This window comes from Xanthomonas arboricola pv. populi, from assembly GCF_002939945.1.
GTDB lineage: Bacteria > Pseudomonadota > Gammaproteobacteria > Xanthomonadales > Xanthomonadaceae > Xanthomonas > Xanthomonas arboricola_A.
Window position 1 is genome coordinate 211,336 of sequence record NZ_MDEB01000006.1, and the last position, 22,834, is coordinate 234,169.

The 22,834-nt window shown below is 66.5% G+C and carries 21 protein-coding genes and 1 pseudogene; 12 read left to right on the forward strand and 10 right to left on the reverse strand.

The features are described from left to right. Positions 1–121: 121 nt before the first annotated feature. A pseudogene (locus XaplCFBP3123_RS16250) lies at positions 122–319 on the reverse strand (GTP-binding protein); the annotation flags it as partial. Positions 320–496: 177 nt separating this feature from the next. Between XaplCFBP3123_RS16250 and rocF the strand changes: the two are divergent. The 7 genes from rocF to XaplCFBP3123_RS16285 all read left to right on the forward strand — a co-directional run bounded on the left by rocF (position 497) and on the right by XaplCFBP3123_RS16285 (position 6,849). Continuing rightward, positions 497–1,420, forward strand: a complete 924-nt coding sequence (rocF, locus tag XaplCFBP3123_RS16255; RefSeq protein ID WP_104535042.1) for an arginase — start codon at positions 497–499, stop codon at positions 1,418–1,420. 109 nt (positions 1,421–1,529) lie between these two features. Beyond that, positions 1,530–1,682, forward strand: coding sequence for an entericidin A/B family lipoprotein (locus tag XaplCFBP3123_RS16260; protein WP_006451340.1), 153 nt, complete (start codon positions 1,530–1,532; stop codon positions 1,680–1,682). 81 nt (positions 1,683–1,763) lie between these two features. Further along, a complete protein-coding gene (locus XaplCFBP3123_RS16265; protein ID WP_016904515.1) occupies positions 1,764–1,898 on the forward strand; it encodes an entericidin A/B family lipoprotein in 135 nt (44 codons plus the stop codon). Positions 1,899–2,150: 252 nt separating this feature from the next. Further along, a complete protein-coding gene (locus tag XaplCFBP3123_RS16270) occupies positions 2,151–2,360 on the forward strand; it encodes a CsbD family protein (RefSeq protein WP_016904514.1) in 210 nt (69 codons plus the stop codon). Between the two features lie 183 nt (positions 2,361–2,543). Continuing rightward, positions 2,544–3,833: a tryptophan--tRNA ligase gene (locus XaplCFBP3123_RS16275; RefSeq protein WP_104534961.1), complete on the forward strand. Its 1,290-nt coding sequence runs from the start codon at positions 2,544–2,546 to the stop codon at positions 3,831–3,833. A gap of 57 nt (positions 3,834–3,890) precedes the next feature. Next, positions 3,891–4,835 carry an MBL fold metallo-hydrolase gene (locus tag XaplCFBP3123_RS16280; RefSeq protein ID WP_104534962.1) on the forward strand — a complete coding sequence of 315 codons (945 nt, stop codon included), beginning with the start codon at positions 3,891–3,893 and terminating at the stop codon, positions 4,833–4,835. A gap of 361 nt (positions 4,836–5,196) precedes the next feature. Beyond that, positions 5,197–6,849, forward strand: coding sequence for a M28 family metallopeptidase (locus XaplCFBP3123_RS16285; RefSeq protein WP_429001636.1), 1,653 nt, complete (start codon positions 5,197–5,199; stop codon positions 6,847–6,849). Positions 6,850–6,972: 123 nt separating this feature from the next. On the opposite strand, the gene XaplCFBP3123_RS16290 is transcribed toward XaplCFBP3123_RS16285, so the two are convergent. Next, positions 6,973–7,389, reverse strand: a complete 417-nt coding sequence (locus XaplCFBP3123_RS16290; protein WP_104534963.1) for a Rap1a/Tai family immunity protein — start codon at positions 7,387–7,389, stop codon at positions 6,973–6,975. 85 nt (positions 7,390–7,474) lie between these two features. Between XaplCFBP3123_RS16290 and yedA the strand changes: the two genes are divergently transcribed. After that, entirely contained in the window at positions 7,475–8,371 is an 897-nt protein-coding gene (gene yedA / locus XaplCFBP3123_RS16295; RefSeq protein WP_104534964.1) for a drug/metabolite exporter YedA, read from the forward strand. Next, positions 8,368–9,279 carry an EamA family transporter RarD gene (gene rarD / locus XaplCFBP3123_RS16300; protein WP_104534965.1) on the forward strand — a complete coding sequence of 304 codons (912 nt, stop codon included), beginning with the start codon at positions 8,368–8,370 and terminating at the stop codon, positions 9,277–9,279. Before yedA ends, rarD begins: the two co-directional genes overlap by 4 nt. Before the next feature lie 250 nt (positions 9,280–9,529). Here rarD and XaplCFBP3123_RS16305 read toward each other — a convergent pair whose 3' ends face one another. From XaplCFBP3123_RS16305 to XaplCFBP3123_RS16325, 5 genes are all read right to left on the reverse strand, one after another. After that, positions 9,530–10,645: an alpha/beta fold hydrolase gene (locus XaplCFBP3123_RS16305; RefSeq protein WP_104534966.1), complete on the reverse strand. Its 1,116-nt coding sequence runs from the start codon at positions 10,643–10,645 to the stop codon at positions 9,530–9,532. Between the two features lie 187 nt (positions 10,646–10,832). Beyond that, a complete protein-coding gene (locus XaplCFBP3123_RS16310) occupies positions 10,833–12,152 on the reverse strand; it encodes an ABC transporter permease (RefSeq protein WP_104534967.1) in 1,320 nt (439 codons plus the stop codon). Between the two features lie 13 nt (positions 12,153–12,165). Beyond that, positions 12,166–13,326 carry an ABC transporter permease gene (locus tag XaplCFBP3123_RS16315; RefSeq protein WP_104534968.1) on the reverse strand — a complete coding sequence of 387 codons (1,161 nt, stop codon included), beginning with the start codon at positions 13,324–13,326 and terminating at the stop codon, positions 12,166–12,168. Between the two features lie 12 nt (positions 13,327–13,338). Beyond that, positions 13,339–14,028 carry an ABC transporter ATP-binding protein gene (locus XaplCFBP3123_RS16320; RefSeq protein ID WP_104534969.1) on the reverse strand — a complete coding sequence of 230 codons (690 nt, stop codon included), beginning with the start codon at positions 14,026–14,028 and terminating at the stop codon, positions 13,339–13,341. A gap of 385 nt (positions 14,029–14,413) precedes the next feature. After that, positions 14,414–15,658: an efflux RND transporter periplasmic adaptor subunit gene (locus tag XaplCFBP3123_RS16325; protein ID WP_172453319.1), complete on the reverse strand. Its 1,245-nt coding sequence runs from the start codon at positions 15,656–15,658 to the stop codon at positions 14,414–14,416. Between the two features lie 433 nt (positions 15,659–16,091). Between XaplCFBP3123_RS16325 and XaplCFBP3123_RS16330 the strand changes: the two genes are divergently transcribed. The 3 genes from XaplCFBP3123_RS16330 (at position 16,092) to XaplCFBP3123_RS16340 (ending at position 18,938) form a co-directional block, all read left to right on the forward strand. Continuing rightward, positions 16,092–17,279 carry a sensor histidine kinase gene (locus tag XaplCFBP3123_RS16330; RefSeq protein ID WP_104534970.1) on the forward strand — a complete coding sequence of 396 codons (1,188 nt, stop codon included), beginning with the start codon at positions 16,092–16,094 and terminating at the stop codon, positions 17,277–17,279. A gap of 89 nt (positions 17,280–17,368) precedes the next feature. Further along, positions 17,369–17,971, forward strand: a complete 603-nt coding sequence (locus XaplCFBP3123_RS16335) for a response regulator transcription factor (protein ID WP_104535045.1) — start codon at positions 17,369–17,371, stop codon at positions 17,969–17,971. A 178-nt stretch (positions 17,972–18,149) separates the two neighbouring features. Next, a complete protein-coding gene (locus XaplCFBP3123_RS16340) occupies positions 18,150–18,938 on the forward strand; it encodes a ThuA domain-containing protein (RefSeq protein WP_104534971.1) in 789 nt (262 codons plus the stop codon). A gap of 243 nt (positions 18,939–19,181) precedes the next feature. On the opposite strand, the gene XaplCFBP3123_RS16345 is transcribed toward XaplCFBP3123_RS16340, so the two are convergent. The 3 genes from XaplCFBP3123_RS16345 to XaplCFBP3123_RS16360 all read right to left on the reverse strand — a co-directional run bounded on the left by XaplCFBP3123_RS16345 (position 19,182) and on the right by XaplCFBP3123_RS16360 (position 22,797). Next, entirely contained in the window at positions 19,182–19,724 is a 543-nt protein-coding gene (locus XaplCFBP3123_RS16345) for a cytochrome b (RefSeq protein ID WP_104534972.1), read from the reverse strand. Further along, positions 19,721–20,815 carry a catalase family peroxidase gene (locus tag XaplCFBP3123_RS16350; RefSeq protein ID WP_104534973.1) on the reverse strand — a complete coding sequence of 365 codons (1,095 nt, stop codon included), beginning with the start codon at positions 20,813–20,815 and terminating at the stop codon, positions 19,721–19,723. Before XaplCFBP3123_RS16350 ends, XaplCFBP3123_RS16345 begins: the two co-directional genes overlap by 4 nt. 611 nt (positions 20,816–21,426) lie before the next feature. Further along, a complete protein-coding gene (locus XaplCFBP3123_RS16360; protein WP_104534974.1) occupies positions 21,427–22,797 on the reverse strand; it encodes a leucyl aminopeptidase family protein in 1,371 nt (456 codons plus the stop codon). Positions 22,798–22,834 lie beyond the last annotated feature (37 nt).

A 22,834-nucleotide genomic window follows, 5' to 3' on the forward strand; every position in this document is an offset into this window, starting at 1 on the left:
CGTCGCCGCCACCCTAGAGGCGGCATCCCCCGCGTGACGCCCTATCAGGCACCGTCGTGACCGGATTCCTTGTTTTGTCTTGTGCGCCGGCCACATCGGCATGCGCCATGCGCGTGGCCGATCAGTTGGTTGCCGAGATGTAACGATAGGACAGCAGCGACTTCACCAGGAACGTGATCTGGGTGGCCGAGCGCGCATCCACGCGCATGACCGGGATGAGGAAGTCTTCGGCGACCAGGGCATCGCGGAACGGCGGCAGCAAAAAGTCCTGCATGTTGTCGGTCATGGTGATGCCCACCGCCAGACTTGCCGCGCCTGCCGTCCGCACCGGTCCGACGAGTGCCCGCCATGCAGTACCGGCCGCACTTTCGATTGCAGCAGTGGCAGATGCGATTGCGCGATGGGTGGCGCACGGCCTGCGCCGTGCTGCGCTGCCGCGCGTCAGTGCGCGAGCCGGCGATTAGACTCCAGCGCTTTCTCGATGCTGGAGCAATGCATGGCGACGCAGTACGTGCCGGTTTCCCTGATTGGCGTTCCCACCGATATCGGTGCCGGCCACCGTGGTGCGCGGATGGGACCGGAGGCGCTGCGCATCGCCGGGTTGCAGGAGGCCTTGATCGGCCGCGGCGTGGAGGTGCGCGATCTGGGCAATCTGGATGGCCCGCGCAATCCCTGGCAGGCCCCGCAGGCCGGCTACCGGCATCTGGACGAGGTGGTGGCCTGGAACCAGGCGCTGATGGAGGCCAGCTATGCGCAGCTGCGCGCCGGCCGCATGCCGATCATGCTCGGTGGCGACCATTGCCTGGGCATCGGCTCGATCACCGCAGTGGCCAAATACTGCCGCGAGCAGCAACGCCCGCTACGGGTGCTGTGGCTGGATGCACACTCGGACTTCAATACCAGCGAGGTGACGCCGTCGGGCAACGTGCACGGCATGCCGGTGGCCTGCCTGTGCGGGCTGGGCCCGCAGGCGTTGACGCATCTGGGCGGCAGTGCGCCGGCGCTGCTGCCCGAGCAGGTGCGGCAAATCGGCATCCGCTCGGTGGACCCGGAGGAAAAGCGCCTGATCAAGCAGCACCGCATCGATGTCTACGACATGCGTTACATCGACGAGGCCGGCATGAAGCGCACCATGGAGACCGCCTTGCAGGGCATGAGCGAGGACACCCATCTGCATGTGAGCTTCGATGTGGATTTCCTCGACCCCAGCATCGCACCGGGCGTGGGTACCACCGTGCCCGGTGGGCCCAATTACCGCGAGGCGCAGCTGGTGATGGAGATGATCGCCGATACCGGGCGCATGGGGTCGCTGGACATCGTCGAGCTCAATCCGGTGCTGGACAACCGCAACGCCACGGCGGAGCTGGCGGTGGATCTGGTCGAGAGCCTGTTCGGCAAGTCGACACTGATGCGAGATTGATCGATGGCTGAACGCAGCACGCCACGTTCACATCAAATCCACGGCCGCGCAGTCAGATTTGGCGCCAGACACGGTGCGTGTGCACCGAACGCAGAACTGAGGAAGACCGATGAAGCGATTGTTGACACTGATGGTACTGGGCCTGTTTTCGGCGGGCGTGATGACTGGCTGCAATACCATGGCTGGCGCCGGCAAGGACATGCAGGGTGCAGGCGAGAAGGTCGAAAAGAAGGCCGACAATTGCAGCGACGGTAAGTGCTGATCCTTGCGTTTTGTTTCATCCTAGTTGTTTGATTTGATTGATCTGCGGCAAGCCGCCGCTTTACCCACGAAGGAGTCTGTTATGAAGCGTGCAATTGTGCTGCTGGTACTGTCGGTGTTGTCGGTCGGTATGCTGTCGGGTTGCAACACCGTCGCAGGTGCCGGCAAGGACGTGCAGGGCGCTGGCGAGAAGGTGGAAGACGCTGCGCGCAAGTAATCTAGCGCTGCATGCAGAAAAACGGGCCGCAAGGCCCGTTTTTTTTTTGCCCGACGTTTTTGCGCAAGTAGGGCTGCGCAATAAGGTGCTGGGCACTGCGAAGGCACCGCCAATGCGACAGAAGTGCGCCGTAAGCGTAGCAACCGTTCAGTGCGGTGAGTGCGGGTTTGACGGCTTTTGATCTACAGCGAACGGCGCCATGGGCAACCTGCGCAGACGGTCAATCGCGGCCGCATCAGCGGAGTCGACGCAATGAACACTGACATCATTTCCGGCAAGTGGACCCAGCTCAAGGGCAAGGCGCAGGCCAAGTGGGGCGACCTCACCGACGACGATTTCAAGGTTGCCGAAGGCAATGCCGAATATCTGCAGGGCAAGCTCCAGGAACGTTACGGCTGGGATCGCGACCGCGCCCAGACCGAAGTGCGTGCCTTCGAAAAGTCGTTGCGCGACGACACCTGACGCTGCCGCGCAATCGCGCCCACCCGTCGTGGTGAGCGCGAACTGCACACGACGGGCCGCTCGATGCGGCCCGTTGCGCGTCCGCCGCCGCTGCCGGCAAGCAGCAGCCATCAAACGCGGTCGCGTTCATGCCAGGGGCACGGAACCGCTAAACTTGCGTGCTGACTCCCTGGCCTTACGCAGATGACCACTCGCGTCCTTACCGGCATCACCACCTCCGGCACCCCGCATCTGGGCAATTACGTCGGTGCGATCCGCCCGGCCATCCAGGCCAGTGCGGCTGCCGATGCGGAAAGCTTCTATTTCCTGGCCGACCTGCATAGCCTGATCAAGGCGCAGGACCCGGTGCGGACGCAACGCTCCACGCTGGAGATCGCGGCCAGCTGGCTGGCCTGCGGCCTGGACCCGGAAACGGTGTGGTTCTATCGCCAGTCCGATGTGCCGGAGACCACCGAGTTGCTGTGGCTGCTGACCTGCGTGGCCGGCAAGGGCATCCTCAACCGCGCGCATGCCTACAAGGCGGCGGTGGACAAGAATCGCGCCGACGGCGAAGACGACGATGCGGGCGTGACCGCCGGCTTGTTCATGTATCCGGTGTTGATGGCCGCAGACATCCTGATCTTCAACGCGCACAAGGTGCCGGTGGGACGCGACCAGATCCAGCATATCGAGATGGCGCGCGATTTCGCCCAGCGCTTCAATCACGTGTATGGCCGCGACTTTTTCGCCCTGCCCGAGGCGGTGATCGACGAGCAGGTCTCGACGTTGCCGGGTCTGGACGGCCGCAAGATGAGCAAGAGCTACGGCAACACGATTCCGCTGTTCGCCCCGCGCGAGGAATTGCGCAAGCTGGTGTTCTCCATCCTCACCGATTCGCGCGCGCCGGGCCAGGCCAAGGACACCCAGGGGTCGGCGTTGTTCCAGCTGTATCAGGCCTTCGCCACGCCGCAGGAAACGGCGGCCTTTGCGCAGGCCTTTGCCGATGGCATCGGCTGGGGCGATGCCAAGCAGCAGCTGTTCGAGCGGATCGATCAGGAGATCGCACCGCTGCGCACGCGTTATGAAGCGCTGATGGCCGAGCCGGCCAAGATCGAGGAGATTCTGCGCGCCGGTGGCGCACGTCTGCGCGCGCGCTACGCCACGCCGTTTCTGGCCGAGCTGCGTGCTGCGGTGGGCCTGCGCGATCTGTCCAGCCAAGGCGATGCGGCTGCGACGCCGGTGGGCGAGAAGAGTGCGCCGCCGGTGTTCAAGCAATACCGCGAGAGCGATGGGCAGTTCTATTTCAAGTTCAACGATGGTGCCGGTGCGTTGCTGCTGCAGAGCGATGGTTTCGCCTCGCCACGCGATGCGGGTCAGCTGATTGCCCGGCTGAAGCAGGCCGAGCAGGGCAGCGACCTGCAATTGCCGGGCGTGCATGCGCAGGCGGATGCGGACGTGATCCTGGCGGCGATGCGCGTGTTGCGCGAGGCGTAACGACACCCGTGAAGCCGGTGGCTAGACTGTGGCCTCTCGCATAGCCGTGGGGGAGCAATGACAGCGACCGCCGATTCCAGCATCCAGACCATCGACACCGGCTTTGGCGGTGTGCAGTTCGATGCGGCGTACCTGATCGTCGAGGCGCAACGCGGCGCCTTCGTCGATTGTGGTACTTCGTTGTCGGTGCCGCAGATGCTGGCCGCGTTGCGATCGGCCGGGTTGACGTCGGCGCAGGTAGACTGGCTGATCCTGACCCACGTGCATCTGGATCACGCCGGTGGCGCGGGGGCCTTGCTGCAGCACCTGCCCAATGCGCGGGTGCTGGTGCATCCGCGCGGCGCGCCGCACATGATCGACCCCGCCCGACTGATCGCCGGTGCCACGGCGGTGTATGGCGAGGCGGAAATGGCGCGCAGTTACGGCGCGATCGTGCCGGTGCCGGCCGAGCGCGTGGTGGAAGCGGCCGACGGACAGACCGTGATGCTGGGCGAGCGCGCGCTGCGCACCATCGAGACGCCGGGCCACGCACGGCATCATCTGTGCGTGTGGGATGCGCGCAGCCGCAGCTGGTTCACCGGCGACACCTTCGGCCTGTCGTATCGCCAGCTCGATAGCGCGCAAGGCGCCTTCATCCTGCCGACCTCCTCGCCGGTGCAATTCGAGCCGGAGGCGATGCTGCACTCGATCGCGCGGCTGATGGAGACTGCGCCGCGGGCGATGTATCTCACCCATTACGGCCGGGTCGAATCGCCGGCGCCACTGGCGCAGGCGCTGGTCGAGCAGATCCATGCGATGACAGCCATCGCGCTGGACTGCGCGCAGCGTGCGGACCGCCATCGCTGCATGGTGGCGGCGTTGAGCGAGCTGTATCTGCAGCGCGCCCGCCTGCACGGCTGCCGGCTGGACGATGCGCGCGTGGCGCAGTTGCTGGGCACCGATATCGAACTCAACGCGCAGGGCCTGGCGTGCTGGCTGGATCGCGCGACGCGTACGAATTAGCGCTACTGGAGCGGGTGCGCCCCCACTCGCTCGAACGCTGCAGCGAGTCGTATCGTCGTTCGGCGACAGTCAAAAGCCGCGTCAGTCGAGCGCGGGGTGCCCTCACCGCTTGCGGGACACGCCGTGAACCCGTCCCTGGGGCTCGGTGGCGGCATCCATGCCGCCACACGGCCCCGCAAGCGGCGAGGACACCGCACCAGGAAGTTGGTCGGCTGCTTTCTTGAAAGCGTGTTGCTCGGCCTGCGGTGGCAGACGAGACGTTTGCAGGTTGCGTATTGAAAGCGTGTCTGTTGTCCCGTGGCGGGGGCGCGCTTGTAAACTGTGTGTCATCTATCTGTTGCAAGGCCATGCCGTGAATCCGATGCGCATCCTGTTGTTGTCCGCCTGCCTGTTCGTGGGAGGCGTGGCGCAGGCCGCCAACGATCTGCCCGGCGGCGGCATCGATGCCGAAGCGCTGTCGCGGCATGTGCGCCTGCTGGCATCGGACGAGTTCGAGGGCCGGGCGCCGGCCAGTGCCGGCGAGCAGCGCACGGTCGATTACCTGGTCGAGCAGTTCAAGGCTGGCGGCCTGCAGCCGGGTGGCGAGCAGGGCGGTTGGACCCAGGCAGTGCCGTTGGTACGCGCCCAGGTCGATGGCCCGGTGCGCGCCAGCCTGCGTGTCGGCGGCAAGACCCAGGCGCTGGTCAATGGCAGCGATGTGACCCTGCAGAGCCTGCGTCCGCAGGACGCGGTGAGCTTGAAGAATGCACCGCTGGTGTTCGTGGGCTACGGCATCAGCGCGCCGGAGCGGCAGTGGGACGACTACAAGGGCGTGGACCTGCGCGGCAAGATCGCGGTGGTGCTGATCAACGATGCCGACTTTGAATCCAGCCAGCCTGGCGCATTCGATGGCAAGGCGGTGACCTATTACGGTCGCTGGACCTACAAGTACGAAGAGGCTGCGCGTCGCGGGGCCGCCGGCGTGTTGATCGTGCACGAGACCGCGCCGGCCGCGTACGGCTGGGCGACGGTGCAGAGTTCGGGCCTGTCGCCGTTGTTCGATATCGAACGCAGCGATGCCGATGCGAAGGCGCAGCACGTACCGGTGCGTGGCTGGGTGCAGCAGGCATTGGCGGTGTCGCTGTTCCAGCGCGCCGGGCTGGATTTTGCGCAGGCCAAGCAGCGCGCGCAGCAGCGCGATTTCGCACCGATGGCGTTGGGCGATGCGACGCTGTCGGTAGACTTCAAGCTCAAGCGCGAGCGCGTGGTCACGCACAACGTGGTGGCCAAGCTCACCGGCAGCCGACATCCGGACGAGACGGTGATCTTCTCCGCGCACTGGGATGCGTTCGGCGTGGGCAAGGCCGATGCCGACGGCGACACGGTACGGCGTGGCGCGGTGGACAACGCCACCGGCGTGGCCAGCGTGCTGGAGCTGGCACGCGTGTTCGCCGCCGGCCCCAAGCCGCAGCGCACGCTGTATTTCATCGCGTTGACGGCGGAAGAGAAGGGCCTGCTCGGCGCCAATTATTACGCCGCCCATCCGCTGGCGCCATTGGACAAGACCGTGGCGGTGCTCAACATGGAGATGTTCAGCCCCGATGGCCCCACGCGCGATATCGCCTCGTGGGGACGCGGACGGGTGTCGCTGGAAGGCGATCTGGAAACGGCCGCCAAGGCGCGCGGTCGCAGCTATTCGCCGGACCCGAATCTGGAAGCGGGCTTTTTCTACCGCGCCGACCATTTCGCCTTTGCACGCATGGGCGTGCCGGCGATCACCGCAGGCCCCGGTCTGGACATGCTCGAAGGCGGCGTGGCGGCCGGCAAGGCGCTGCGCGACAAGTATTTTGCCGAGTGCTATCACCAGCCCTGCGACCGCTGGACCCCGCAATGGGACGCCAGCGGCCACGCGGCCGACACCACCCTGGTCTACGACGTGGGCGTGGCGCTGGCCAACGGCCGGCAGTGGCCGAGCTGGCAGGACGGCTCGGAGTTCAAGGCGATCCGCGCCAGCAGCGATGCCGCACGCAAGTAGGGTCAGCGGTGAGCGGACGTCTGGCGTTTCAAGCGCGGGCGTCGAGCGACCGGCGATGCGCGCGTTCACTGCATCCGGCCGTTGCGTGGCGGTTCGTCCAACTGGCTTCCGGCGGCCGCGCGGCTATTTGCGGCACGGATAGCGCTTGGCCAGCGCCTGTACGATCAACGCGGGTGCGGCTTCGTCCAGGCGCGCATCGGGTAGCGCGCCGATATCGCTGATGATCGCCGGCAGATCCGGCGTGCCGCGTTTGCCGGCCGGCATGCACCAGTGCGTGCGGTAGCTGCTGCTGGCGACACCGAGCAGGTAAGCGCCGGCGCGGTTTGCCGAGAGCATGACCTTGAGTTCGGCTTGTTCGGGCGCGATCTCCGGCGCCAACGAACCGTCCAGCCCGGCCTCGAGAAGTTTGCGTCCGCTGGGTTCCCAGGGTTCGGGGACGCGCGCCGACGCACTGGCCGATAGCACGGTCAGGGCGGCCAAGGTCAACCAGGTGACGCGACGCTGCATAGGCACTCCGGGCCGAGGATCCATGCGCACCATAACGCGGCAGGCGGTTGAGGGCGTACGCCGTTGGCGTGGGCAGGTGATCTAGAATTGAAGCTTCCGCTGCACTTGGCAATCTCCGATGTCCTCTTCACACGATGCTGCTGCGCCCGCGCGCAGCGGCCTGGTCGTTGTCGCTTTGTTGCTGGTCTATGTGGTGTGGGGCTCGACCTATCTGGCGATCCGCTTTGCGTTGGAAGGCGGTGCGCTACCGCTGACCATGGTGTCCGGGGCGCGCTTTATCGTGGCCGGCACGGTGCTGTATGCGGTGCTGCGCTGGCGCGGTGTGGTTGCGCCGACGCGCGCGCAGTGGAAGAACGTGGCGGTGATGGGCGCGGCCTTGTTGCTGCTGGGCAACGGCATGGTGGTGCTGGCCGAGCGCAGCGTGTCGTCCGGCCTGGCCGCCACGTCGGTGGCGTCGGTGCCGCTGTGGATGGCCTTGTTCGGTGCCTTGCGCGGGCAGCACGCCAGCCGTGGCGAATGGCTGGGCATCGTGATCGGTTTTCTGGGCGTGGTCTGGCTCAATGCCGGCAGCAGCCTGACCGCCACGCCGGGTGGGCTGGTGTTGTTGCTGATCGCGCCGATCGGCTGGGCATTCGGCTCGGTGTGGTCGCGCGGACGCGACCTGCCTTCGCCGTTCATGACCGCCGCCGGGCAGATGCTATGCGGCGGCGTGTTGCTGGTCGGCACCGGCCTGCTGATCGGCGAGCGGCCCCAGAGCCTGCCGACATCGCAGGGGCTGCTGGCCGTGGCCTACCTGTGCGTATTCGGCTCGATCGTGGCGTTTACCGCCTACGTGTGGCTGCTGCATCACGTGCGCCCGGCGTTGGCCGGCAGCTACGCCTACGTCAACCCGGTGATTGCGGTGGCGCTGGGCGCCTGGCTGGGGCATGAGCGTTTCAGCGCGCACGACATCGGCGCGATGGCGGTGATCCTGTCCGGCGTGCTGGTGGTGACCCTGGCCAAGGCGCGGCGATGACGGCGGTTTCGCCGATCGAGGCACGTCGTGGACTGCTGATCACCGCATCGACCTTTGTGATCTGGGGCCTGGTGCCGCTGTACTGGCATCTGCTCAAGGCGGTGCCGTCGCTGCAGATCATCGCGCACCGCATCGTCTGGAGCGCGTTGCTGGTGGTGGTGTGGTTGCTGGCCACCTCGGGCCTGCGCTGGTGGCGCGCCATCGCCGCGCAGCCGCGCGCGTTATGGATGCTGGCCGGCAGCAGCGTGGCGATCGCGTTCAACTGGGGCCTGTACATCTGGGCGATCAACGCCGGTCATGTGATCGAAGCCAGCCTGGGTTACTTCATCAATCCGCTGCTGAGCGTGTTGCTGGGTGTGCTGGTGCTGAAGGAACGCCTGCAGCGCATTCAATGGGTGGCGGTGGTATGCGCGGCGGTGGGCGTGCTGTGGCTGACCCTGGATGCCGGTGCACCGCCGTGGATCGCGCTGGGGCTGGCGCTCTCGTTCGGTGCCTACGGCCTGCTGCGCAAGCTGGTGGCAGTGGATCCGGTGGCCGGGCTGGGCGTGGAAAGCGTGTATCTGTGCGTGCCGGCACTGCTGCTGGCGGGCTGGGGCGAGCAGGGCCATGGCGGCGCCTTCCTGAGCGGCTGGGACCTGCGCACCGATCTGTTGCTGATCTTCGGCGGCGTGTTGACCGCAGTGCCGCTGATCGGGTTTGCGTATGGCGTGCGGCGGATTCCGCTGTCGCTGGTGGGCATCCTGCAGTACATCGCGCCGAGCCTGCAGTTGCTGCTGGGCGTGTGGTTCTTCCACGAGCCGTTCGATCAGGCGCGCGCGATTGGATTTGCCGCGATCTGGGTCGGGCTGCTGCTGTTCGTCGGCGATAGCGTGTGGCGGTCGCGGCGGCCGGCTGTGGTGGTTCCCTAAGCATCGGTCGTGCGCGCTCCGGGTGATCGCGCAGCGACTGCGTTGCGTGGTGGGCAGCAGTGCGGTTGCGCGATTCGGCAGGCTGTCGTTGCGCAGCTTTCCGTCTGGATGCAGGGCGACCAACGAGCACGGCGCTCAGCGCCGTGCAGGCGCAGTCGCTGCTCGACATCGGCATGTCATTCGTACACGTCGGTCGGAGCGTGCAGTCCGCTTCCACCTGAGGACCGCGCGCGACGTTTGTCGGCCGCTCTCAGCCGCGCGGCGCCGATGCCGGTGCCGCCACCGCGAGCGTGGAGGTCGGCAGTGCCTGCGGGGCGGGGCAGTGGCTTGGATCCTGTTGCGTCTGCGCCAGCCACTGCTCGATCGGCCCGCCCAGCAGATCCAGTCGCAGCGGCAGGCTCAGATGGGTTTCGCCGGGCAGCTCGACGTAGTGCGCGCGCGGGCTGGCCAGCGCCAGCGCACGTCCATGCGCCACCGGGATGTGCTGATCGGCATCGCCATGCACCAGCAGCACGCAGCTGCGGGTGTCGGCCAGGGCGTGCGCGACATCGACGTGGTCCAGATCCAGCTGCAGCTGGCGGTCGGCGGCGGCGATCACCGCGTCGAGATCCTGGTCGGCATAGCGCCAGCGCGCATACGCGGCCACCGCCTGCCCACGCCAGCCGTTCGGTTGGCTGGCGAGCAGGTGCGGCACCATGTCGCGAATGCCGCGCCCGGCGTTGGCGAAGGATTCCATCGCCACCACGCCGGTCACGCGCGGCCCAAGCTTGTCGGCGGTGAACAGCGCGGTGGCGGCGCCGTAGGAAATGCCGAACAGGTACAGCGGGCCACGGATCTCGCCGCGTGGTTGCAGCGCATCGAGCACATCGATCACGTCGTCGGATTCGCGCGTGCCGTAACCGGAGGGACCACCGCCGGAATGGCCGTGGTTGCGCAGGTCGATGGTAATCACCCGGTAGCCGGCCTGCGCCAGCTCCAGCGACCACGGCAGCAGCGAATCGCCATCCATCATCCAGCCATGCAGCAGCACCACGGTGCCGCGCGGCGTCGCTGGGGCCGAGGTGGGCACCTTGAAACTGAAATCCACATCCAGCGCATGCGCCGGATCGTGGCGCTGGCCGAGATAGCGGTACTGCATGGCGTACTGGCCGGGGTCGATCGCGCGCCAGAAGATCGGCACCTGATCGCGCGTGACCACATGCCCGCTGCGGTTGGGCACCGTGGCGATGGTGGCGGCAATACGCTCTTCATCCAGCAACGGCGAGGTGCCACCGGGTGCAACCAGGCGCTCGCTGAGCGAGGTGGAGGACGAAGAACAGCCGGCCAGCCACAGGCAGGCACAGGCCAGCAGAATCAGGCGCGTCATGGCGAAGATCGATGGATGCAACGGCCGGGCAGGCTACGGCCTGCCCGGCCCGCGCATCTACCGCACTGCAGTGACAAAACGATGACAGCCCGCAATACGTTCAGCCGCAGCACCCGCACTCCCTCTGCCTTGGCTGCCACCATTCCCCAATCCCGATTCCCCATTCCCGGCGGGCCAACAACCCGCCTTACACCTCACGCAACGCCGTCGTGATCGGCAACCGCGCCGCGCGCAAGGCCGGAAACAGCCCGCCGACCAGGCCGATGCCCAGCGCCCATTTCAGCCCGCTCCACAGCAGCTCCGGCGAGACCTTGAACTGGAACACGATCTGGCTGAAGCTGCTGCCCAGCGTGGACACGCTGTAGCCATTGAAGAGGGCCCAGGCGATCAGGCCACCGAGCAGGCCGCCCAGCAGTGCCAGCAGCATGGTTTCCAGCATCAGCGCCATGATCACCGGCGTGCCGCGAAAACCGATTGCGCGCATCGTGGCGATCTCGCGCGCCCGCGTGGCCACTGCCGCATACATGGTGTTGAGCGCGCCGAACACCGCGCCCACCGCCATGATTGCGCCGATCACCGTGCCCAGCACGCTGATCAACCTGTTCAAGCCGCCACCCTGTTTGCCGTAGTAGGCACGGGTGGTTTCCACATCCAGTTTGAGTCGCGGGTCGGCGGCCATGGCGGTCTTGAACTGGCCGAAGCCGGCCTTGCCGGTGGTGCGTACGCTGATCGACTGATAGGCGCTGCGGTTGTAGGTGGTGGCCAGGGTCTGCGCATCGGTCCACAGCTCCGAATCGTGCGCATCGCCGGAGGCGAACACGCCGACCACGGTCCATTGCTGGCTGCCCAGGGTGAGCGTCCTGCCCAGCTCCAAGCCACGGAACTGATTCAACGCGCCCTTGCCGACCACGATCTCGCGCAGGCCGGTGGTGAAGCGCCGGCCCTGCACCAGCCTGACCTTGGCGTGCACCGCCCAGGCCTGCTCGCCCACGCCACGCACCTGCGCGTTGACGTCGGTGCCATCGGACTTGGAGGCGATGTTGACCACTTGCGAGAGCTCCGGCGACAGCAGCGGGCGGCCCCTGGCATCGGCGGCGATGCCGGGCAGGCTGTTGATCAGCGGCACCAGCTCGCGGGTGATCACCGAGTTGGTCTCGGCCTGCGAGCCGCCGCGCAACACAATCGCGGTGGTGTCGTCGCCGGTGCTGTTGAGCGTGGCCTGGAAGCCCTGGCCCATCGCCAGCATCGCCACCAGCACGCCGACCACCCCGGCGATGCCGACCACGATCACCGAGCTGGCACCCCAGCGTTGCGGCAGCGTGGCGATGCCGATACGTGTGGTGGCCAGTGACAGCCGGCCGCTGCGTGTGACCAGCAGCCATACCGCCAGCAACGCTGCGATGACCAGCACGCCGATCCACGGCAGCGCGATCCACACACCCAACCCGACGGCCAGCACCACGACCGACAGCAGATTGACGAGACGGTTCTTCCATTTGGTTTGCATCTGCGTGCTCCTGTCAGCGGCCGGCGAGGGCATCGACGATCTTCAAGCGCTGCGCGCGTCGCGCCGGCAGCACACCCACCACGATGCCGATGCCGGCCATCAGGCCCAGCCCGACCAACCAGGTCTGCAGCGGTACGCTCTGCACCGGCATCACCCCACCGCTGCGTGCGGCCACCAGTGGGATCACCAGCGCCGCCAGGCCCATGCCGATCAGCCCGCCCAGCCCGATCAACAACACCGATTCGACCATCACCAGACTCAGCACGGTGCGGTCCTGAAAGCCCAGCGTCTTGAGCGTGGCCAACTCCGGTATGCGCTCGCGCACTGCCTGCGCCATGGTGTTGCCGGTCAGCAGCAGCAAGGTGAAGAACACCGCCGCCATGATCGAGGTGACGATCAGCCCGATATCGGCGAACTGTTTGAGGAAGGCCTGCTGGAACGCCGATTCGGTCTGTGACTTGGTTTCGTGATCGGAGTTGGCCGACAAGGCATCGATGGCCTGCGCCACGCGCGAGGCCTGGTCGGCGTTAGCCAGCGTCACCGTGTACCAGCTGACCTTGCTCTTGATGTAGTCGTTGGACTCGTCGAAGTATTTCCAGTTCATCATCAACTGGCGTTCCTGATTGGCCGCCACCGCGCGGTCTTTCATGCGGAAGATGCCGACCAACTGCAGCGGCCAGTCGTTGCTGCCGCCACGCGGAAAGATGGTGGCCTGTAGCGGGATGGTGTCGCCGATCTTCCAGCCATTGTCCTTGGCCAGGGTCTCGCCGACGATGGCGCCGGTGCGCGTGGTCTGGAATGCCTTCAACTGCTCCCTGGGCAGCGCGTATTCGCTGTAGACGTCGAAGAAATTGGGCGCCACCGAAAAGTTCGGGAAGAAGTTCTTCGGGTCGCGGTAGATGCCGCCGAACCACATCGCCGAGGTCACATCGCGCACGCCCGGCACGCTGCGGATCTGCGGCTCCAGGCTGATCGGCAGCGACTGGGTGATCGACAGGCGCGAGGCCACCACCAGACGGTTCACGCCGCTGACACTGCCGCCGGAGGTGAAGGCCACGCGCACCGAATCGAGCATGCCGAACAGCAGGAATGCCGCCACCACCGACAGCAACGTCAACAAGGTGCGCGTCTTGCTGCGGAACAACTGCGCCCACACCAGCGAGAGATACTTCATGGCAGCACTCCTTTAGAGCGCGACCGGCGCGTCGGCCAGCTCGCCCTTGTCCAGATGGATGGTATGGGTGGCGTACTCGGCGGCCTTGGGGTCGTGGGTGACCATCACGATGGTCTTGCCGTGTCCGCGATTGAGTTCCTGCAGCAGGCGCAGGATCTCCTCGGCGTTGTGGCGGTCCAGATCGCCGGTGGGTTCGTCGCAGATCAGGAAGGTGGGGTCGGACACGATCGCGCGCGCAATCGCCACGCGCTGCTGCTGGCCGCCGGACAGTTCGCTGGGCTTGTGGTGACGGCGTTCCTGCAGGCCGACCAGGGTCAGGGCGATTTCCGCATTGCGTTTGCGCTGCGCGGCCTTGAGCGCGGTGAGCAGCAACGGCAGCTCCACATTCTTTTGCGCGGTGAGCATCGGCATCAGGTTGTAGAACTGGAACACGAAGCCGACGTGGTGGCTGCGCCAGGTCGCGAGCTGGCCGCCGCTCATGCGGTCGATACGCTCACCCTGGATCTCGATCTCGCCACCACTGGGACTGTCCAGGCCGCCGATCAGATTGAGCAAGGTGGTCTTGCCCGAACCGGACGGACCCATCAACGCGACGAAGTCGCCGCTGGCGATATCCAGATCGATGCCGTGCAGCACCTGCACCTGCTCGGGGCCGCGTTGGTAGGTCTTGGTGATGTTGCGCAAGCTGACGAGAGCGGTCATGGCGACTCCTGGCGGTGCAATGGAAAGAGGTGAGAGCGGTGCGGCATGGCGACTGCGATGGCATGAGGCGGCAACACGGCGATGCGATGACGGTGACGCGGCAAGACGATGCGAGGCTTGATGACGACAGGTGCAAATACCGGGCGACAGGGCTGACGACGCACGGCGGCGGCGAGCGAAGCGTGGCTGGTTCTGCAACGGCCGATGACGATGTTGAATACGGATCACGACCGACGCGCGATCGTTGCTTCATGGTTACATCGCTGTGTGCGATCACAACGCCATCCAGGCACAACGATCGTGTAAGCCACTGACGGCTCATGTGGGCGCTGCGCTCCCCGCAGCGGCGGCGCTGCCCATGCGTTGACCGCGGTTGCCCCTCTGGTTATTCGGCAGCGTCCGCTTCCGCTTCGGCCACCGTGTCGCCATCCTTCAGGCCTTGCGGCGGATCCAGCACCACGCTGTCGCCCGCACTCAAACCCGACAACACCTGACGGTCCTCGCCCATCACCATCCCGGGAGTGACCGTCTTCATGCTGACAGTGTTGCGCTCGCCAACCACGAACGCGACCGTGCGCGTGTCGCGTTCGACCAGCGCCGCACCCGGCACGCGCACGCCCTGCGGCTTGCTGGCTTCCTGCGCGTTGGCCTGTTCCAGAAAGCTCACCCGCACGCCCATCTCCGGCACGATGCGCGGGTCCTTGAGCTTGAACGCCACGCGCACCTTCACCGTGGCCTTGCCGCGATCGGCGGTGGGAATGATGGCGATCACCTCACCGGGAATCTTCCATTCCGGGTACGCGTTGAGCACCGCTTCCACCGGCATCTTCGGCTGCACGCGGCCGATGTAGGACTCGCCCACTTCCACTTCGATTTCCAGCGATTCCATATCCACGATGGTGCCGATGCCGGTGCGGGTGAAGCCGCCGCCGGCCGACAGCGGCGAGACGATTTCGCCGGGCTGCGCGGCCTTGGCGGTGACCACGCCGGCAAACGGCGCACGCACCACGTTGAAGTCCGAGCGGATCGCCGAGATCGCCAGCTGGTCCGATGCCACGCGCACGTTGCGTTGCGCATTCTGCAGCTGTGCGCGCAAGGCATCGCGTTGTGCGGTGGCCTGCTCGTACTGCGAGCGCGAGACCAGTTGCGCGCCGACCAGCGATTGCAGCCGCGTGGCATCGGCATTGGCTACCGCCAGTTGCGCCTGCATGTTGTCGACCTGGCTGCGTGCGGCAGACAGCTGCGATGCCGACAGCGTGCGCTGCGCATCGGCATCCAGCGGGTCGAGCGTGGCCATTACCTGGCCTTGTTCGACGCGCATGCCTTCTTCGATCATCACCTCGCGCACCTTGCCGGTGACCTGCGCCGACACCGTGGCCATGCGCCGCGCCACCACATAGCCCGACGCATCCAGCACCGAGGCACTGCTGCTGCCGGCGCTGATCGCCACTACTGCTGCGGTCTGCACATTCGCCACCGGGCGGCGGGTGAACCACCACGCCGCGGCCGCCAACAGCACGACGATGACAACGGCGGCGACGATCCAGCCGCCGCGCCGTGCAGGTTCGGGGGCGGCAGGACGCTGGCGGTCGATGCGCAGTTGCTTGAGCAGATCGGCAGAAGTATTCATCGATGACCAGGACGGGATGCTGCGCGAAATGTGACGGGCCGCGGGCGGTGCCGCAAGCTGCCGGAAGTCACCAAAGCGGTTGCGGCGATGAACGGTAGCGCGACCAACGCTGTTGCAAGGTGCTGCGCAGCATGCGACCGCAGCGGCAGCTTCCACCAGTGACAGTTGTCACCTGGCGTGCATGACAGCGGCAACTGGCTCGGCTCTCCAGGATGGGCGAGGCTGCAGCATCCTCATGCTGCGGGAACCGCCATGCGCCGTGTTCATTGCTGTCGTTGGCCTGTGCGATTGCCCGGGTCAGTGTTGCGTCCAGCCAACGCGAGCAGGCGCAGCGCAGATGCTTGAGAACGCTGGTTCGCCGCGAGCTGCAGCATCGGGCGCCCAGCCGGGCCCGGCAGTGGCAGAATCCGATCACTCACACGGACCCATCCCGATGCGCTTGTGGCTGCCCGCCTGGCTTCGCCCCGCCGCCACGTCGCAGGTTGCTGCACGGCTGGCGCAGGGCCAGTCGCCATGGATGGATGGCGTGCATCTGCTGTGGTCGAGCTGGGTGTTCGTGGTGCCCGTGTTTTCGCCACGTGGCTACGACAGCACCTGGCTGCTGTGTACCTTGCTGTCGTATCCGGTATTTCTGCTGTTGTACGCACGCATGCTGCTGGCCCCGCGCGGCACCCTGTATCGCTATGCCTGGGCGATGGGTGTACTCAGTGCCGCGTTGCTGCCGGTGTATCCGGCGGGCATCAGCTATTTCGTCTTCGCCTGCCTGAGCCTGCGCCCGTCCACACGGCATGCCGTGTGGCGGCACTTCGCGATGCTGGTGGCGATGAACGTGCTCTACCTGGGCTGGGCGCACTGGCTGGGAATGCGCCTGCAATCGCTGGTGTGGTTGCCGGTGTCGGTGCTGGGCATGGCCGGGGTCGGTGCGGTGTACAGCATCAACGAACGCAAGGACGCGTTGCTGCGCCTGTCGCAGGACGAAGTGCGCCGGCTGGCCGCCACCGCCGAGCGCGAACGGATCGGCCGCGACCTGCACGATCTGCTCGGCCACACCTTGTCGCTGGTGGCACTCAAATCCGATCTGGCCGCGCGTCTGATCGCGCGCGACCCGCAGGGCGCGCGCAGCGAAATCGATGCGGTGGCGCAGATTTCGCGCGATGCCCTGGCGCAGGTGCGGCGCGCGGTCACCGGTATTCGCGCGGCCGGCCTGGTGGCCGAGCTGGCGTCGGCGCGGGTGTTGCTGGACATGGACGGCATCGTGCTGGAGCACGACCTGCAGACGCTGGCATTGCCGCCTGAACACGAAACCGCACTGGCGCTGGTGGTGCGCGAAGCGGCCACCAATGTGCAACGGCATGCACAGGCCAAACGTGTGCGCGTGAGTTTGCGCGCGCACGGCGAACAGGCGGTGCTGGACATCACCGACGACGGGCGCGGCGGGGTGATCGTGCCCGGCAATGGCCTGGACGGCATGCGCACGCGCCTGCACGGCCTGGGCGGTGCGCTGGAGGTGGAAGCGCTGCCGCGCGGCACGCGCCTGCGCGCCAGCATGCCGTTGCCGCAGCCCACACCGGCGCCGGCGCAGCCGCCGGTGCCGGTCCCGCTGCTGCCACCGTCGCGCTGATCGCACGGACGCCAACTGCATATCGACCCATGCACGGCAGGCGCAAGCGCTGCTATCGTGCGCCACCGTTGTCTGCATACGAGTGCGCGATGATCCGGGTGTTGTTGGCCGAAGACCAGGCGCTGCTGCGTGGCGCATTGGTCGCCTTGCTTGGGCTGGAAGACGATATCGAGGTGGTCGGCAGCGCAGGCGATGGCGAAACTGCGTGGCGCGACCTGCAACGCCTGCGGCCTGACGTACTGATCACCGATATCGAAATGCCCGGCCTGACCGGCCTGGAACTGGCCCAGCGTATCCAGCGCCAGGCGCTGCCGGTGCGGGTGATGATCGTCACCACCTTCGCCCGCCCGGGATTTCTGCGCCGCGCGCTGGATGCCGGTGTGGCTGCCTATCTGCTCAAGGACGCGCCGGCCGAACAACTGGTCAGCGCACTGCGTCAGGTGCAGCGCGGCGGCCGGGTGATCGACCCGCAGCTGGCCCTGGATGCCTGGGTGGAAGCCGATCCCTTGAGCGATCGCGAGCGCACGGTGTTGCGGCTGGCCGGCGAAGGGCGCTCGGCCAGCGAGATCGCGCAGCAGTTGCAGTTGTCGCATGGCACGGTGCGCAATTACCTGTCCGAATGCATCGGCAAGCTGGGTGTGGCCAATCGCATCGAAGCGTATCGGCTGGCGCGGCAGAAAGGCTGGCTGTGATGCGGTGACGCAGGCGCGTTGCACTGTCAGCGAGCGCAATCCCGGACGGCATGGGCTGCGCATTGCCGCGCATCGGATGTGCACGCCGTAGCGGACAGCTATTCCAGATAAAGCGAAAAGCATGCCGTGCAGGCGCGGGTACACTGCCGGGCCAATACGATCCCTGCGAGCGAACGGCATGAAACCTCTGTGGCTGTTGGGTCTGCTGCTGGTATGCGCATTCAATGCGTCCGCCGAGCAGTTCAAGATCCTGGTGGCGGCAATTCCCAACCAGTATCACCACGACTATATCCCGGTCGCCAAGCCGCAATTCGAAGCGATGGCGCGCAAGCATTACGTCGAGCTGGTCTGGGCGTGGAATGCCAAGGCCTTCGATGGCGATCTGTCGCAATACGCGGCGATCGTGCTGCTCAACACGCCGGCCACCGATCTGGATCCGGCGCAACGTGCGAACTTTCAGAAATACGTGCGCAACGGTGGCGGCGTGGTGGCGGTGCACAAGGCGTTTGCGATCAAGCGTGGCGACTGGGAGTGGTACGACCATCTGATCGGCCGCTCGTTCCGCACCCATCCGTACATGCAGACCGCGATGGTCGACGTGGTGGACGCCAAGTTCCCGGCCACTGCCGGCCTGCCCAGGCGCTGGGTGTGGACCGACGAATGGTACGAATACGATCCGCCGTACAGCGATGACCTGGTCACGCTGCTGACGGTGGACGAAACCAGTTACGACCCCACCTTGATCTGGCCCGGTCAGGTCGCCAAGGGCATGGGCACGCAGCACCCGGTGGCCTGGTACCACCACTTCGAAGGCGGCCGCGTGTTTGCGACCGCGCTGGGTCATCTGGCCGAGGCCTACAACGACCCACGTTATCTGGAGCATCTGTATGGCGGGATCTACTGGGCCGCGACCGGCAAGGGCATCGAAGCGCCTGCGCCAGCAGCCAAAACAAAACGCCAGCGCTAGGTCCTAGCACCTCTCCCGATGGGAGAGGGGTTGGGGTGAGGGTACGAGGCAAAGCCACTCTAGATGGCGATTAACCCGATGCTTCGCCCGCACCCTCATCCGCCCCTGCGGGGCACCTTCTCCCGGCGGGAGAAGGGAAGACCAAGCCCCTCTCCCACCGGGAGAGGGGTTGGGGTGAGGGTACGTCCGCGCAGTGAAATCACTTCATCCAAGACCTCTTCCAACACCCACCCATCCCATCCATCAACGCGCAGACGGCTCCCCACGCGCCATGCTGGAAAACACGCCATCCCGGCGCACCCAGGCATGGAACAGCGCCGCGCTCAGATGCCCCAGCACGGTGGCGAACAACAGATACGCCAACCATCCATGTGCGCTGCGCAACCAGGCGTACAGCGCCGGATCGTGCGGCGCGATCGGCGGCAACTGCGCACCCGGCCACAGCACGATCGGATAAGCGCCGGCCGACAGCATCGCCCAGCCGATCAACGGCATGCCCAGCATCAATGCATATAACAACCAGTGCGAGGCAACCGCGGCAACCTTCTGCCAGGCCGGCAGGTCGGCCGGCAACGGCGGCGGGCGGTTGCGCAGGCGGTTGATCAGGCGCAGCACCGCAAGAATCAGGATCGCAATGCCCAAGGGGCGATGCAGATCGATCAACCACGGACGCTGCGTCACCGAAGCCACCATGCCCACGCCGACGAACAGCATGGTCAGGATCATCGCGGCCATCAACCAATGCAGCACGCGTGCGGGTAGATTGAAGTGGGTGTGGCTGCTCATCGGTGTGCTCCCTGGCCGGTGGCGGCGCTGCCTGTGCCATTGGCGATCTCATGCTCGCGCCGGTTGAACGATTGCGAATACACCGACGAGCGCGCCGCCAGGATCGGGTCGTTGGATCCGGCGATGCCCTTGGGCAGGATCAGCGGGTCGTAATTCAGGTCGCGGCACGGGCCGGTGGCCTGCGGCTCGGCATGATCGATCGACACCGTGCCGGCCACGAGCTGCTTGCGGCTTTCCGGCCACGGCTGCGAGGGATCGTCCACCGTATCGCCAGGCTCGGCTACGGTCAGCACCAGATCCCAGCGCAACGGTCCCTGCGCCAGACGCGTCTCCAGGTCGGTGGCGAGAAAATCGCCATCGGCCTGCGCGCGCTGCTCGGCGCTGAGTTCCTTGAACGGCGTATGCGGGCGCATCGACCAGCGGATGTAACGCTCGCGTCCGTCGGCCGCAATCGCGCGGAACGCATTCACGCCGTTGTATTGCGTGTTGGCCCAGCTGTTGGACCACGGCGCGGTCTTGGCCCACTGCTGGAACTTGGCCGCTTCCGGATATTGCTTGCCGAACGCGGCCAGCTTGGCCGGATCGGGCTTGCCGGTGGCCGGGTCCGGCCTGGAGGCCACGTTCAATGCCTGGAAACCGGCCGGCGTGGCCACCACGAAGAACGGAAAGCTGTTCATCGCGGTGCGCCATTCCTGCCCGTCGTCGCTGCGCAACAGCAGCGCCATGCTGCGCACCCGCGCCGCGCCGTCGGCGCCATGCGGGTCGCCGCCGCCGATCGACATGCGCCCGAGCACCGGCGTGCTGGCCTGGCTGAAGATGCGTGCCGACGACAGCCAGGTGGCCTTGCCGCTGGACTTGAACTCCCCGCTCACACACACGCCCTTGGTATGTGCGCGGCGAAAGCCCGGATGCGGCGGCCCGCTGGCTTCGATGGTGTCGGTCATGCGCGCGGCGGTGAGCCGGTCGCCACCGATCCAGCCGGCGGTCCAGGCGAACGCAACCGCGATGCCGCCGGCAATCGCGGCGATACCGAGCAACGGCGCCACAACACGTGCGCGCTGCGGCGATGGAGAGGGAGGTGGCAAGTTCATGGCTGGCTCCGGTGGCAATGCGGCAAAGAGTCGATGCGGTGAGACGTGCGGCGCAGTGATCGCCAACCTCGCCCAACCTGCGGCACAGGCACGACCCGTGGGCGCATAGTCCACGCTCCAGTGCGTCTAGTGTGTGATGCCGCGACCAAAGCGGTCGATGAGTGATCCAGATGACGGGCAATGGCGCAGCGTGCTGAGGGCATTACGTCCTCGACCCGCTCGGCTTGGGGATATTCAAACAACGCTGAAGCTTGAGCGCTCGGTCGCCTTTAGAGGTAATCGAACGGAGTGGATGCGTCGGTTGTAGAGCGGATGATCTGCGGGTTTGCTGCAGGGTCCTTGCCCGCCCACCATCGCGGGACACGCTGCAAGTACGTCCTTGTAAGCTCTTACGCGGGATCCATGCCGCGTAAGGTCCCGCGACGGTGGGCGGGCAAGGACCCGTCGGGATGGTCGGTGTGCCCGGTTGCAAGCAGTGCCTGCGGTGCTGACGTCGGAGGCGATAGGGCCTGATCAACTCAATTCGGTCCGGTCAGCGTCGCTGCCATTGCCGACGTCACCTCACGCGTCAACGAAGGCGAGGTTGACCGACGCCATTCTGTCAGCCGCCCTCAGCCGCCGTAGCGCTGTTGAAGCATCGCAAAGGCCGAGCGCAGCGCCAGCGCTTCGCCGCCGGCCGGGCGGCCGGGGCGGTCGCTGTCGTTCCAGGCGTACACGTCCAGATGCGCCCACAGCTGGCCCGGTGCGACAAAGCGCTCCAGATACAGTGCGGCGGTCACCGCGCCGGCCATGCGCGAGCCGGCGTTGGCCATGTCGGCGACATGGCTGTTGAGGTAACGCAGATACGGGCGCCATAGCGGCATGCGCCAGACCGGGTCGCGGGTCTGCTCGCCGGCACGCAGCCAGGCCTGCGCCAGCGCATCGTCGTTGGCGAACAGCGCGGGCAGGTCTGGCCCCAATGCGATGCGTGCGGCACCGGTGAGCGTTGCGAAATCCAGGATCAGATCGGGGCGCTGCTCGGTGGCGTAGCTCAGCGCATCGCACAGCACCAGGCGGCCTTCGGCATCGGTGTTGTCCACTTCCACCGTGACGCCGGCGCGGGTGGTGATGACTTCGCCCGGGCGGAACGCCTCCGGGCCAACGGCGTTTTCCACCGCAGCAATCAGCAGGGTCAGTCGCACCGGCAGCTGCTGCGCCATCACCAGGCCGGCCAGCGCCAACGCATGCGCCGCGCCGCCCATATCCTTTTTCATGTTGCGCATGCCATCGGCCGGCTTCAGATCCAGCCCGCCGGTGTCGAAACACACGCCCTTGCCGACCAGCACCAGATGCGGGTGCGTCGCATCGCCCCATTGCAGCTGGATCAGCCGCGGCGCCCGATGCGAGGCGCGCCCGACCGCGTGGATAGTGGGGAAGTTCTGCGCCAGCAATTGCTCGCCGACGATGGCGTCGACTTGCGCGCCATGCGGTTGCGCCAGTGCGCGCGTGGCCTCTTCCAGATGCTGCGGGCCCATGTCCTCGGTCGGGGTGTTGACCCAGTCGCGCACGCGGATGCAGGCCTCGATCAATGCGCGCGTGTGCGGCGCTGGTGTGGCGGCCAGTTCGGCCGGTGCGCGCGGCACCTTGCGGTAGCGCGAGAAGCGATACGCACCCAGGCCCCAGCCCAGGTGCAGCAGCGCCTGTTCGCTCTCGCTCAGCGTGCTGGCCAGCGTCCAGCGGCTGGCCGGCGGCAGTGCCATCGGTGCATGCGCGTAGGCGTAGGCATCGGCGCGGTCGCCGATGCCCAGCACTGCGCCGGCCAGCCCCTGTTCACCCGGCAACAACAGCACGCTGCCCGGCGCGGCATCGAACCGTTGCGCCTGTGCCCACGACAGTACGCGCGTGGGCTGCTCGGCGCACCAACGTGCAAAGCCTTCGCGGTCGAGCACATGCAGCGGCAGAGCTGCGGCGTTGGGATCGATGAAACCGGTGAGCTGCGACATGGAAATCCTCGGAGGCGGCGCCATGCGCCGAGCAAAA

Coding starts and splice junctions, on each gene's coding strand:
- rocF (WP_104535042.1), top strand. CDS start 497: ATGGCGACGCAGTACGTGCCGGTTTCCCTGATTGGCGTTCCCACCGAT.
- XaplCFBP3123_RS16260 (WP_006451340.1), top strand. CDS start 1,530: ATGAAGCGATTGTTGACACTGATGGTACTGGGCCTGTTTTCGGCGGGC.
- XaplCFBP3123_RS16265 (WP_016904515.1), top strand. CDS start 1,764: ATGAAGCGTGCAATTGTGCTGCTGGTACTGTCGGTGTTGTCGGTCGGT.
- XaplCFBP3123_RS16270 (WP_016904514.1), top strand. CDS start 2,151: ATGAACACTGACATCATTTCCGGCAAGTGGACCCAGCTCAAGGGCAAG.
- XaplCFBP3123_RS16275 (WP_104534961.1), top strand. CDS start 2,544: ATGACCACTCGCGTCCTTACCGGCATCACCACCTCCGGCACCCCGCAT.
- XaplCFBP3123_RS16280 (WP_104534962.1), top strand. CDS start 3,891: ATGACAGCGACCGCCGATTCCAGCATCCAGACCATCGACACCGGCTTT.
- XaplCFBP3123_RS16285 (WP_429001636.1), top strand. CDS start 5,197: ATGCGCATCCTGTTGTTGTCCGCCTGCCTGTTCGTGGGAGGCGTGGCG.
- XaplCFBP3123_RS16290 (WP_104534963.1), bottom strand. CDS start 7,389: ATGGTGCGCATGGATCCTCGGCCCGGAGTGCCTATGCAGCGTCGCGTC.
- yedA (WP_104534964.1), top strand. CDS start 7,475: ATGTCCTCTTCACACGATGCTGCTGCGCCCGCGCGCAGCGGCCTGGTC.
- rarD (WP_104534965.1), top strand. CDS start 8,368: ATGACGGCGGTTTCGCCGATCGAGGCACGTCGTGGACTGCTGATCACC.
- XaplCFBP3123_RS16305 (WP_104534966.1), bottom strand. CDS start 10,645: ATGACGCGCCTGATTCTGCTGGCCTGTGCCTGCCTGTGGCTGGCCGGC.
- XaplCFBP3123_RS16310 (WP_104534967.1), bottom strand. CDS start 12,152: ATGCAAACCAAATGGAAGAACCGTCTCGTCAATCTGCTGTCGGTCGTG.
- XaplCFBP3123_RS16315 (WP_104534968.1), bottom strand. CDS start 13,326: ATGAAGTATCTCTCGCTGGTGTGGGCGCAGTTGTTCCGCAGCAAGACG.
- XaplCFBP3123_RS16320 (WP_104534969.1), bottom strand. CDS start 14,028: ATGACCGCTCTCGTCAGCTTGCGCAACATCACCAAGACCTACCAACGC.
- XaplCFBP3123_RS16325 (WP_172453319.1), bottom strand. CDS start 15,658: ATGAATACTTCTGCCGATCTGCTCAAGCAACTGCGCATCGACCGCCAG.
- XaplCFBP3123_RS16330 (WP_104534970.1), top strand. CDS start 16,092: ATGCGCTTGTGGCTGCCCGCCTGGCTTCGCCCCGCCGCCACGTCGCAG.
- XaplCFBP3123_RS16335 (WP_104535045.1), top strand. CDS start 17,369: ATGATCCGGGTGTTGTTGGCCGAAGACCAGGCGCTGCTGCGTGGCGCA.
- XaplCFBP3123_RS16340 (WP_104534971.1), top strand. CDS start 18,150: ATGAAACCTCTGTGGCTGTTGGGTCTGCTGCTGGTATGCGCATTCAAT.
- XaplCFBP3123_RS16345 (WP_104534972.1), bottom strand. CDS start 19,724: ATGAGCAGCCACACCCACTTCAATCTACCCGCACGCGTGCTGCATTGG.
- XaplCFBP3123_RS16350 (WP_104534973.1), bottom strand. CDS start 20,815: ATGAACTTGCCACCTCCCTCTCCATCGCCGCAGCGCGCACGTGTTGTG.
- XaplCFBP3123_RS16360 (WP_104534974.1), bottom strand. CDS start 22,797: ATGTCGCAGCTCACCGGTTTCATCGATCCCAACGCCGCAGCTCTGCCG.